We start from the raw sequence: 12,718 nt of genomic DNA on the forward strand, positions 1-12,718 counted from the left end.
ACTTGATTTATACAACAAACCATAATCTTATCATTGGGAGTGAATAATTTGGAGATTAGAATCGATAACTTAACCGGAACCGAAATCATAGCATTGATCAGTGAACATCTTCAGAGCATGTTTGAGCAATCTCCCCCAGAGAGTGTACATGCGTTGAATTTAGATAAATTAAAAACACCTGAAATCACCTTCTGGAGTGCCTGGGAGCAGGGCGAACTCTTAGGTTGCGGTGCTCTTAAAGACATGGGTAGCCATCATGGTGAAATCAAATCCATGCGTACTTCTACCAAGCATCTTAGGAAGGGCATTGCATCTAAAATGCTTGCCCATATTATTAAAGAAGCTAAGCAACAAGGCTATCGGCGGCTGAGCTTGGAAACCGGATCCACTGAAGGGTTCAAAGCGGCTAGAAAACTATATGAACAATATGGGTTTGAATACTGTAGTCCGTTTGCAGATTACATTGAAGACCCCTATAGTGTTTTTATGACGAAAGAATTATAAGTACTGTAGAGGTGCTTACTTGACTACTAATCAATGGATACCGATTCTCGCAGCGTTCATCGGAGCCTTTTGCTGCTGGATTGCGCTCCTTAATAAACGTAAGAACAAATAGAATCACAGATAATAAAAGATAAAAAAAGACTCCCAAATGGGAGCCTAAAGGTTGATTCATAATACTGTTGAGTTATCTTTCATTGGAGATCTAAATATAAAACATGTAATTGTCAGCCAAACTCTCTTCTTTGTAGTTAATCAAATCATAAAGTGTTGTGGAATCCAGCACATCGGCAATACTGTCGCGAATACGCAACCATAAATCCCGTTTCGCTGCATCGTCCTCTTCCGTGAAGTCTACAGGAGAGATAGGGCCCTCCAGCACACGGATGATATCACCGGCAGTGATAGCATTCGCCTCACGCGACAAAATGTATCCGCCATATGCTCCACGAATACTTTTTACAAGTCCTGCATTGCGCAGAGGAGCAATTAGTTGCTCCAGATAATGCTCGGAAAGACCATTTTTCTCAGCAATACTCTTAAGTGAAGTTGGTCCTTCACCAAATTTCAGTGCAAGCTCCATCATAATTGTTAGTCCGTAACGACCTTTAGTTGATATTTTCAAAGGGGCACCTCTTTCAGTTTAATGTCTGATTATTGTATACTATTGATTCGGCAAGTCATTTGGATTGTCATATCAAGGTATTCCGATAATTACTCTCAGTTTATGTTATCATATCCGAAGTCACAAATGAAATGGAAAACAAAACATTTTACGAGAATGTTCACCCCAGGTGGACATTTTGTTGTTTCCAGTCTCTTATTTCAGAGGTTTAGAGTAGACAGGTATGTTATAATACATTTTGAGCCGGGTGTTCCATGAATGACCGGTATTTTGGGTACAGAAATGGTGATTACGATGACAAAAGCAAAACAAGACACCCGTGTCGTCGTCGGCATGTCCGGAGGGGTCGATTCCTCCGTCACGGCGCTTCTGCTCAAGCAGCAGGGCTATGACGTCATCGGCATCTTCATGAAGAACTGGGACGATACCGACGAATTCGGAGTATGTACGGCCGAAAGCGATGCAGAGGATGTTCGCCGCGTATGCGAGCAGATTGATATTCCTTACTATACCGTTAATTTCGAGAAGGAATACTTTGATAAGGTATTTTCTTATTTTCTCGATGAATATAAGGCCGGCCGGACGCCAAATCCTGACGTCATGTGCAACCGCGAGATTAAGTTTGGAGAATTTTTGAACAAAGCTCTTCAGCTTGGTGCCGATTATGTCGCAACTGGACATTACGCACGTGTTATAGAAGAAGATGGTGTGTACAAGCTGCTCCGCGGCGTAGACAACAATAAGGATCAAACCTATTTCCTGAATGCACTGGGGCAACATCAACTCTCTAAAACAATGTTCCCTATTGGACATCTGCCGAAACCTGAAGTGCGGAGAATTGCTGAAGAAGCAGGACTTTACACTGCCAAGAAAAAAGATAGCACAGGCGTCTGCTTTATCGGCGAGCGCAACTTCCGCGAATTCCTCAGCCAATATCTCCCGGCACAAGCTGGCGATATGGTTGACATAGTAACTGGAGAGATCAAAGGCCGCCATGACGGACTTATGTATTACACGTTAGGCCAACGCCAAGGCCTTGGTATTGGTGGCTCTGGCAACGGCGAACCGTGGTTTGTAGCTGAAAAAGATCTTAGCCGCAACATTCTTTATGTAGTACAAGGAGACAAGCACCACAGCCTGTACTCCACTAGCCTGATTGCTTCCGGTGTTAACTGGATTGACGGTCAAGCGCTTGGGCAAGAGCCGCTGAAATGCACCGCCAAATTCCGGTATCGCCAGCCAGATCAAGGCGTGACCCTTACAGCGCGTGAAGATGGAACGATTAATGTAACCTTTGATGTTCCACAAAAAGCGATCACCCCTGGTCAAGCCGTTGTCTTCTATCTCGGTGAGCAATGTCTCGGCGGCGGAACGATAGAATACGCGGAGAAGGTTGTTCCTTCAGCACAAGTGTGAATGTAAACCAAGCTTCTATAAAAGCTTGATCTACAAGTATTCGTAGTAACTCACAATATCTAACTAACATACCAAAAGCACGAAATAGTTGTATTTAATACAGCTATTTCGTGCTTTTTTATTTCTTTTTGGGTTTTAGTTGCACATTGTACAGTTAAACTGAGCTTATATCTCAATAAGTATCCATATACTGATAAATAGTTGTATGAAGTGCAATTAAATTACGTTGGCGCGGCTAGAGCCTATTTTAGTTGTAGGAAATACAATTAAAATGGACATGAAGCCACAATTAGTCGCAGTGCAGTCGCTAACCAGCCAATAACAAAAAAAGCCCCAGCCAAATGGCTAGGGCTTCCCTCATTTAGACTTTAAGGCTCAAGTCCCCATGCTAGAGCACCATTCAAGTACAACGGCACATGATTCCATTCCGTGTACGATGTTTTGGTAGGATCATAAGAGTAGTCTCCAACCTCGTTGTAATTGCTCCAGTCCGTTTTGTTGACCCGGATCTGGATATCACCCGTGTTGGCTCCCGGTGCAAGACTGCCTGCACCTGCGCCGAAGGAGATTTCTAAATAATAGTCCGCTCCAGTTTTGGCAGGGTCTACCTTCACGAATGTTCCCTGTATATTACTTCCACCGATGTTAGCATAGTCAACATTAAATTGTTGAGGTTTATCGCCATCAATCGTGTAATAATACCGCAGCTTTACATCGCTAAGCGCTACAGCCGTATCCCCATTGTTAACAATTTGCAGCTGCGGGCGGAACTGATTATCTCCCGGATTGGTATCACTTGTCCGGTACTTCACCACCAAATCTCCTTGTGCCGGAATCGGTACATCCATAGGCTTGGCGTGAACCTCAGGCGAATTCGGGCTCTCTCCAACCACGTTGGAAGCACTAACTACATAGTAATAATCCGTACCGTTAACCACGGAAGTGTCACTGTAAGTAGCTTGAGTGACAACAGCCACATCGCTGTAAGGGCCACCAGTTGTTGCAGCTCTTTTCACAGTATAGCTTGTAGCTCCAGTTACGTTGTTCCAACTAAGATCTACAACTTGGTTACCAGCGACTGCACTTGGTTTGGAAGGTGCTTTTGGAGCTACTGGCTCCGTAGGCACGCTGCTGTTGATCAATCGATCGTATTCTGCATAAGCAGTTGCCATATCTACTTGCGACCAGAAGCGATGGTAGGTAAATTCAGGGGCTCCATTGTCCCAAGTTTTAGTCACTTTATTAAAAGAAGTATTGTATTTGTCCAGCAGATATTGCCACTTGGAGTCATTTACGATATTTGGACGGATATCGGTATAGCTTGCATATACCCCATTTCCGCCTTTAGCAGGATCGGAAGGCACTGTTGATGTACCAGGGATCGTATTTCCTTGGCCGAATGTACCTGTCCAGCCGCTTGGGAAATAGACTTCTTTAGTGAAATAGCGAGAATAATCTGCACGGCTTTCGGTAGTTGCAATACCAATTCCATCGTTATAACCCCATGCCGTGTCTAACAAAGATTTAGCCAGTACCTGAGCTTCTCCTCCCAGAGTACTGTAGCTGCCATGTTCAGCTTTGGTGCCAGCCGCATAGAAGGTAAGTGCCTTAATATAGCTGCCCAGTACACCTGTATCTTGGCTTGGACTCTTAGTTACGGCTTTCAGGTTACTGTTTGCGGCAGAACCACTGAAGCCATTCCACGTATTAGGTTGTCCTGTCCATTCCACATTACCTGGAATCCAGAATTCTCCTGGTGCAGAGACTGTAGCCACTTGTGGATTGGCGCCTCCAAGAATTCGATTTCCTTGGCTGTTCAGATAGTAACCTTCTGCATCCGTAACTGGACGTTTGTTGGCAAAGGCATAATCTTTAGACCAATCTACCCAATTTTCTATAACTTGTTTTGCCATTTGGAAGTTTTCAGATGTAGTGTCTCCGTTAGAAGCAAGGATATAGTACAGCTCCGCTACCCGCTCCACACTCCATGCCTGCATTCCGAACCAGTTATTGGATGGAGGATCGTGGTAGACTGGAGCTTCGTCATAGGCCATGCCATAAAAAGTACTGGTTCCAGCTGGATAAGCCTTGTAGGCGCCTTGATAACTATTGGTCGCTCCACCGGCAATTGCCCCTTCAGAGGACTGCAGCCAAGTATAAAATTCCAATTGACGTTTCAGAGAGTTTTCCCAATCCTGCCCAGCTGTAGCTGATGACGGAATCAGACCACCATCCGAATCAGAAAGTGCGTAGGCAGCCACGACATTCTGATACCCTTGGTGGGCATGGCTCGCACCGATTCTCCAAGCCCAGTTTCCTGTTGCTCCAAGTCCACCGCCCCATGCGGTATACCAAGCCAGAAGATATTGATTGGAATCTTTGCCAGTCCCGGCATCAGGGGTGCCGTCAGTAGCTGCACTTCCTACTTTTTGGAAGTATTTATCATACATACCGTACCGCAGGAAATCGCCCATTTTCTTAGCTTTATTCAAATACACTGTATTGTTGTAGCCGAGCTCTTTAGCCCAGTACATTGCTTGCACTGCCCGTGCATCGGCATCTGTAGCATTCGTGTAACGCCATTGAGCGGAAGGCACGTTAGCTTCTTTTGTGAACAGGCTCATGAAGCCTTCGTTTGCTTTTCCGAACGTTTTGTCATCTTGAGACGGGTGAGGGACCGCCTCCCAAACGGACTCTTGTTCACCCCGTTGGAATGTATTCACATAAGCGGCTGTATGCGTAGGATTCAGCAAGTTGCCGAAGCCGTACCAGTTGTCCACGTCTACCAGCCAGTGCATCAAGTAGGTCTGGTTGTTGCCATACGTCGCCTTCAATTCAGCATCTAGCGGATCTTTACCTGCTGTATACTGGCCACCTAGCTGACTTGGATACTGATCCGGCTGAGCATGCTCCGCTGCATACGTAGCCGGGCTGTTCGGATTGTAATAACTCATGGTTGGCTGTTCTTCCTTGCCATCACCTTCGTTAATAGGAATGATATATTTCTCCATGTTGTCCCAAGCTGATTCCAGCTTAGTCCAGTCCCCTGTGTGATAACCATAGAGTACCTCAAGCCACATCCAATAACTGTAAGCTTCCGAGGTCGTCATATGTCCGTAATCAGGGGCTTCACTCATCAAGGTCTCTACCGCATGATAAGGTACTCCTTCGGCAGAGAAATAACCATTTGCGGGGTCTTTTAGCTGCGCATATAATTGCAGAAATCGCGTCTGCTCCGTAGTTGAAGCGTGAGCAGTCTGAGGTCTAAAATTAAATAGACCGGTCATGAGTGAGAGAAACAGGACTGCGGCCATTATTACAGAAACAGGCTTCTTTATTAAGCTCAATTTCATCATCTTAGGCAAGCTCCCTCTCTTGGATATATTTATGGTTCTAAGCCCCATACAAGTGTTTCACCTTGATAAAGTGTAACCTTATTCCAATCGGCAAATGTCTGCTGAACCGCGCTGTAGGAATAATCATCCGTTTCATTATAAGCCGTCCAGTCCGTCTTATTGGTGCGAGCCTGAATCTCGCCGCTATCTCCACCAGGCGCTATACTTCCAGCCCCTGCACCAAAAGAAATCTCCAGATAATAATCCGCGCCCGTACTGGCGGGATTCAGCTTAACAAAACTGCCGCTTAAATTACCACTGCCCACTACAGCATAATCACAATGAAACTGTTGTGGTTTATCCCCATCCACAGTGAAATAATAACGCAGCTTCAAGCCGCTAAGTGCCACAGACTCGGTTCCTGTATTCATAATTCGGAACTGAGGGCGCAGCTGTCCATCACTGGCATTCGTATCATTCGTACGATATTGCACCTTCAAATTTCCCGTTGTGGGCTGTGTCGGTTCTTGGGGTTTAGCACTAACCTGTATAGATGGCAAGCTCTCCCCTACACTATTCGTGGCAGTGATCACATAATAATAAGTGGTTCCGTTCACCCGTCCACTATCCATGTAATCCGTTCCCGTGACATTCTCAAGCACCGTATACGGGCCTCCACTCACTTCACTGCGTTTAACGGTATATTCACTGACCCCGCTAATCGCATTCCAAGTCAAATGGACAGTCCCATTACCTGCTACAGCCTGAACATTAGTCGGACGTGCAGGGACTTGAGGTTCTCCAGGTTGTCCGCCACCCGCTGGAAGTTCTCCATACATGTGCACACCTGCTTCAAACACCGGAATGTTCGCTGTTTTTACAGGAGTTACTCCTTGAGCTGCCACCCCTTGGAATGAAAAATCATTAGCATTATTCCAGAAGTTACTGTTCAGCGGAGCTGCAATTCGGAATTGAATCTCCTTACGATGAGCAGATTGTCCACCCGGATAAATCAAAGTACCTGTAAAATCAACCTTAGTATAGTAGATATGGTTAGCTGCATCGTAAGGCTGAAGTGCAGACACCGTTCCACCCTGATTGTAGCCTCCCGCTGTAACCGTAATATCCTCAGGACCATAACCAGCCGCTATCGCTTCACTAAGATCCACATAATAGTTAAAAGACATCTCTTTACTGGCCCTTGCCGGCCAGCCCGTACGGTTATTCAGCAATGCTCGAATCTCTACAAAGTTGCTGCCACTAGCATTCACAGAGGCTTCGACAAACATCTCATCTTCACGTGTCTCTGCAGGTGGAAATTGTGCAAGGGGCTGTTGCCCTTGTCCATGCAGCAGCACCATTTTTGCAATAGCTCCTGTAAAAGCAGCATTGTAATCGGTTGCAACTTCATTCGAGACATAATCGTTAATGGAGTCGGTGTAGCTGTCTGTTTTGGACGGGCCTCCAACTAGCGCTCCGTACAAGACATGGCGATGATTTACCGGAACGCTCTGACTATCATTCCATGATCCATGTGAGGTTCGATGATGGGGATGCTGAGGAGAATTGTTACCAAAACCGATAACATAACTGCTGTTTCGTGGATTGTCACCAAGCATATACGTAATTTGTCTCTCCGCGAAAGAGCGCGCCGTATCTTTCTTCACCGGATCGCTCACCCAGTCTGAGTAAACGAAGGCCATAAAAGCCTGATTGGCTGCATAACGCAATGCGCCCCATTGATCGAGATGGGCTAGTCCGCCAGGTGTATAGGCAACACGGTCACTTGTTCCACCCACTCCAGTCGTCCAATACTGCATATTCCGTTCAGTGGATTGAATGAACTTGGTCTGCCCGGTGATTCGTGCCAACAGTAATTGAGCGCCATAATGCTTGTCGTCCCAAGACTGTGTCCACTGATACCCCCAGTTTCCAGCCTGATTCGTTCCCCATTGATCGCTTGCTGCAATAGCCTTATTGAGATACTGCTGATCGTTAGTCGCCAAATACAACCAGACAGCCCCCCAGCTCAATTCATCCGCGTAACCGCTCCAAGAATTATAATATTGTTTGACGTCGGTAATGCTGTCGGAATAGGAGCCGCGATAAGTGTCTGCAAAATTGTAAAGCTGTTTAGCATGCAGCAGCAGCTTGTCCGCGTATACGGCATCCGTATCCCTGAAAATAATGGATGCTGAAGCTAACGCTGCAGCTGTTTCTGCGGCAAGATCTGATCCGGGATGAGTGGCATCAATTTTGTAGGAAGGTCTCTGCATCTGCATGACTTCTGCGGGTCCCCACCAATTATGATCGGTTGTTCCGTTACCAACTTGTCCCCACAGCTCGTTAGGAGCGGTATGAGCTTTCACAAAATAATCGGTTGCCCAGCGAATATTGTCTAAAATTTCCTCCAGCTGCCCAGACCCCTCATATCCTTGCTTGTACTCATAAACTGACCATGCCAGCATCGTTGTAGAATAAGCCATAGGCAAACCGAATTTAACGTGATCACCGGCATCGTACCAACCACCAGTCAGATCATGTCCCACATCCGCCCCGTCCAAAAGACCGGAATCGCCCCGCCATTCCACCCGATTGTTATCTGGCAATTCACCAGACCGCTGGGTTTCGTAGAAATAAATAGATTTTTGTAGAACCTCCGCATAGTTGTAGTCTCCGGCCGCTGCCTCTGCTATCGCCGGTTGAAATGCAGCATTTGAACAAAATGTAAGCGTAAACAACAAACTGAACACCAGTCCTTGTTTCCTATACCTCTTGATCATTTCTACTGCCCCTCTCTTCAGTGAATGCCACAAGAAAGATTACACCTCAGTCCCGTAACACCTCCCTCACTTGAATCAGGTACCTGTCATTGCGATCATCCACTCACCTCACTCTAAGAGCTATATTTAAGCGAAAGTTTCGCTCTCACCCAAAATATACCATATCTTTCATTAAAACACTATATTTTTACAGTAAATAATGCACAAAATATAGGAATAATTGTTAATTTAACGGAAAATAAAAAACAGCAGCTCAGGATTTCTCCTTGAACTGCTGTTCATTAATCCCCTCTTACTGAGCCACCGCAGCTTTATCTGCAGAAACCGCAATGTCGTTATAATAGAGTCCGGTTCCATCACCAATTGCAAAGTTTAGAACACGGTTATTAACCGGCACAATCACAGCACGATAAAGTGTTGGGAATACTGGAATCTCATCAACCATAAATTGTTGCCACTCTTTATAGATTTCTTTACGTTTGTCTACATCAAATGCAGCCTCAGAGATCCCTTCGGCGAGCAAACGATCGTTCTCTGCACTGGAGTAACGTGGGAAGTTATAGATTGCATCTTTACCGTACAGGCCTGATGGGTCAACGTCAATCCCTACCCCCCAAGCACCTTGGTACACATCAACAGTAGGATCATCCTCACCATTTTGACCTATGCGATCATAGAAGGTATTAAACTCTACCATTTCCAAAGTTACATTCAGACCAATCGCTTTCCAGGATTGTACATAATATTGAGCCAGCGGCTCAGCAATGTCTCCACCAGTCATCGAAATGAAATTAATCTTCAGCTCGCTGCCATCTGGATTCGTTCTAAATTCACCGTTTAATTTGTAACCAGCGTCATCCAGGATCTTTTTAGCTGCTTCTGGATCAAAAGCTACGCCCGGATTGGTAGTATCATGGAATTCTGGATGGGACGGTGGAATCAAGGTAGTCGCATTCCAACGCAGACCATTATAGAACTTTTTACCAACAGTATCATTGTCAACCGCAGCCCACATTGCTTTACGAAGATTCACATCCGCCATTTTAGCTTTAGGATCGGTAACAACCTCTTTTTTCGTTGCATCCCATTTGCCAAGCTTAAATCCAATATACGTATACGCACGGTCAACAGCCCCGAGATACTCAACATTTGATAGCTTCGCATTATCAGGGAATTGATCAATAGGGAAGGAATCCACCAAGTCAACTCCACCAGATTTCAGTTCTTGTACAATCGTTGTTGGGTTGATAACCTTCAAAATTACTTTATCCAGTTTAGGGGCTCCACGCCAGTAATCTTCATTCTTAACAAATACTACAGACTCACCAGGAACGATACTCTCAACTTTAAAAGCTCCGAAGCCAATTGGCTTTTGGCGGACTTCAGGGGAAGAGGAGATTTTGGCAACATCCATGCCGCCAAAGATATGTTTGGCTAATGGATAAATCCATACGCTACCCGTTAACAAGGAAGGTGTAGATTGCTTATAAGTAATTTGCAGTTTCTTATCACCCAGCACTTTAATCCCGGATATGGTCTTGGCCTTACCGGAATGGTACTCATCCATGCCTTCAATATTAGTGAAGTCAGAACCGTAACGAGGACCATCATAAGCAGGATTACCAATAACTTCATGGGCGAACAACCAGTCTTCAGCTGTTACTGGCTTACCATCCTGCCAGTTTACATTGTCGCGAATCGTAAAGGTAAAGGTACGTCCATCTTCTGCAACTTCATAAGTAGCCGCACCATCATTAGTATAAACATAGTCTTTATCCCAAGTTAACAGACCTTCATCAAACCAGTTCAGAACTTGAGCATCTGGATCTCCAGAATAGAAGTTCCAGTTCAAAGTGCCTTCAAATGGACTATCGGAAACAAGTCCAAATGTAATTGTCCCTCCGTCAATAGCTTCACCTTGGTTAGTCTTAACGTTACTGAAATCTTTAATGTTATAAAGTCCGTCTTCTGCCTCAGGCGCGGCCGTTGCTTCTGCGGTTGCCGCAGGTGCGCTGGCGTTAGGAGCTGCTGTTGATTCAGCCGCTTCGTTGTTGTTCTTGGAGCCGCAGGCCGCAAGAGCGAACAACATTACAAACATTAATGAAACTAGTAAAGCTTTTGAACGAATGGCTTTTCTCATTTAATCATTTCCTCCCTTATTATCCTTTTCTTTGTCTTGCGTCGGTCGCACGTTTTAGCGCTTGACCCACATTATTTATACTCAACATCAATACCAGGATCAGCAATGATGCGGGTAACCAGATCCACCATCTGAACTCAAGAGTCTGCGGATTTCTCGCATAGCTTACTAGAGTACCCAGACTGGGTGTACTTTCTGGAAAACCAAAACCTAGAAAGGATAGGCCTGATTCCAATCCAATATTAGCTGCCAGATTCAAGGTCATTGTTACGATAATGATTGAACTTAAGTTCGGCAGAACTTGCGTAAACATAATTTTTAGATTGGAGGAGCCTAGGGTCTTAGATGCCTGAACATAATCCAATTCCTTCTCTTGTAATGTCTTGGAACGAATGAGCCTGGCAATCCCCATCCAAAGAAATGCTGTCATGATAAAGGAGAAGGTCAACGTATTGTATTTAGGAACTGCGCTGACAAAAGCAATAACAATCATTAGAAAAGGTAGAATCATGAAGAAATCTACAATACGCATCGCGACATTATCTACCGTTCCCCCAAAGTAACCTGAGACTAAACCTACCAGAATACCGATAATTCCCGTAAAAAATGTAACCATAAAGGCAATAGACATGGAATTTCGTGTTCCTATAATTAATTGACCGAATACATCCCGTCCTCCATAATCAGTCCCCAGCCAATGCACAGCCGAAGGCTTCTCATATAGGGCGAACAAGTCAACCGTGACAATTTCTTTCTGATCTAAAAATAAGGAGATCCCATATACAGCAGCAATAATCGTAAATAGGAAAATCAATGAGACCAGTGCCAGCTTATCCCGCACCATCTCCCGCCAAACAATTTTGAAGCCCGATGGACTTTTATCAGTTTCCTGCAGCAGAGCTATCTCTGCGCTCGTCTTTGCCATTTCATTCACCCCAAAGTGTTCATCTTCTTATTTAATCCGGATACGAGGATCTACGATACTTAAAATAATGTCTGATAACAACGCACCGACGATGGAAGCAACCCCATACAGAAGAACGAGGGCTGTTACCACGCTGAAATCCCGAATCGTTATCGAACTTAGAAACAGCAAACCCATTCCTGGATAGCTGAAGATCGTTTCAACGAACACCGTACCACCAATTAGCCCAGTGATCTCATATCCAAAAAATGCAGCGATCGGCAGCAAGGAGTTTCTCAAAATATGACGATTGTATACGCGTGACTCTGAAGCCCCTTTAGCTCTAGCAGTGAGAATGAAATCTTTTTGCTTCGTATCAATGATCTCATTTCTCAGATATTGTACGGTCCCAACCGTTGCAATTAGCGCCATAGATAGCGCAGGCAGAAGCAGATGATAGAATTTACTCCAGAAGTGACTTAGTGTACCTGGAACTTCCCCGGGACTGACACTGCCGCTGGTAGGAAACCAATGAAAATGAAATCCGAAAACCCATACCATTAAAAGTGCAAAAATAAACAACGGTGCAGCAAATCCAATATAGGTATAGCCAGTTATCAAGCGATCCAGCCACGAATCGTTATAACGTCCGCTGGTAATACCAAGCGGGATAGCAATAAGGTATGTAAGAATCAGCGTAACAATCGCCAGCCAAAGGGTATTCATCAGGCGTTGTCCGATTAGCTCTGAGACCGGCATTTTGAAACGGAAGGACTGGCCGAAATCCCCTTGTATCGCTTTAGTGATCCAATCCCAGTACTGGATGTACCATGGATCATTTAGACCGAGCTTTTCTCTCATCGCATCAATGGCCGCCGGATCAATATTCGGATCGAGCATTCCTGAGAGTGCGTCACCAGGCATCGCCTTCGCCATAAGAAAAACAAGAATACTTAATAGAACTACTTGAGGGATCATTATAAGAATTCTACGAACGATAATCTTCCACATATT

At 45.0% G+C, this 12,718-nt stretch carries 8 protein-coding genes; 2 read left to right on the plus strand and 6 right to left on the minus strand.

The annotated features are described in order from the left end of the window. The first annotated feature begins 48 nt into the window (after positions 1 to 48). Positions 49 to 504 (plus strand): GNAT family N-acetyltransferase, encoded by a 456-nt coding sequence (locus NST25_RS24155; protein ID WP_076304253.1) that lies wholly within the window; start codon positions 49 to 51, stop codon positions 502 to 504. Positions 505 to 706: 202 nt separating this feature from the next. Here the strand turns inward: NST25_RS24155 and NST25_RS24160 are convergent, their stop codons facing one another. After that, the gene (locus NST25_RS24160) at positions 707 to 1,126 is read right to left on the minus strand and encodes an Rrf2 family transcriptional regulator (protein WP_036677599.1); all 420 of its coding nucleotides are present in this window, start codon (positions 1,124 to 1,126) and stop codon (positions 707 to 709) included. Positions 1,127 to 1,420: 294 nt separating this feature from the next. Here NST25_RS24160 and mnmA point away from each other — a divergent pair, with 294 nt between their 5' ends. Beyond that, a complete protein-coding gene (mnmA, locus tag NST25_RS24165) occupies positions 1,421 to 2,542 on the plus strand; it encodes a tRNA 2-thiouridine(34) synthase MnmA (RefSeq protein WP_076193287.1) in 1,122 nt (373 codons plus the stop codon). Between the two features lie 368 nt (positions 2,543 to 2,910). Here the strand turns inward: mnmA and NST25_RS24170 are convergent, their stop codons facing one another. From NST25_RS24170 to opp4B, 5 genes are all read right to left on the minus strand, one after another. Then, positions 2,911 to 5,895 carry a glycoside hydrolase family 48 protein gene (locus NST25_RS24170; protein WP_081386463.1) on the minus strand — a complete coding sequence of 995 codons (2,985 nt, stop codon included), beginning with the start codon at positions 5,893 to 5,895 and terminating at the stop codon, positions 2,911 to 2,913. A gap of 32 nt (positions 5,896 to 5,927) precedes the next feature. Beyond that, on the minus strand, positions 5,928 to 8,660 hold the full coding sequence (locus NST25_RS24175) for a glycoside hydrolase family 9 protein (protein ID WP_340392650.1): 2,733 nt from the start codon (positions 8,658 to 8,660) through the stop codon (positions 5,928 to 5,930). A 292-nt stretch (positions 8,661 to 8,952) separates the two neighbouring features. Beyond that, positions 8,953 to 10,800, minus strand: a complete 1,848-nt coding sequence (locus NST25_RS24180) for an oligopeptide ABC transporter substrate-binding protein (RefSeq protein ID WP_076218485.1) — start codon at positions 10,798 to 10,800, stop codon at positions 8,953 to 8,955. A 19-nt stretch (positions 10,801 to 10,819) separates the two neighbouring features. Further along, complete coding sequence (locus NST25_RS24185; protein WP_076129671.1) at positions 10,820 to 11,725, minus strand: ABC transporter permease; 906 nt, start codon at positions 11,723 to 11,725, stop codon at positions 10,820 to 10,822. Between the two features lie 27 nt (positions 11,726 to 11,752). After that, positions 11,753 to 12,715 carry an oligopeptide ABC transporter permease gene (gene opp4B, locus NST25_RS24190; RefSeq protein ID WP_036677612.1) on the minus strand — a complete coding sequence of 321 codons (963 nt, stop codon included), beginning with the start codon at positions 12,713 to 12,715 and terminating at the stop codon, positions 11,753 to 11,755. Positions 12,716 to 12,718 lie beyond the last annotated feature (3 nt).

Source organism: Paenibacillus sp. FSL E2-0190 (assembly GCF_037992965.1).
Lineage (GTDB): Bacteria > Bacillota > Bacilli > Paenibacillales > Paenibacillaceae > Paenibacillus_AQ > Paenibacillus_AQ odorifer.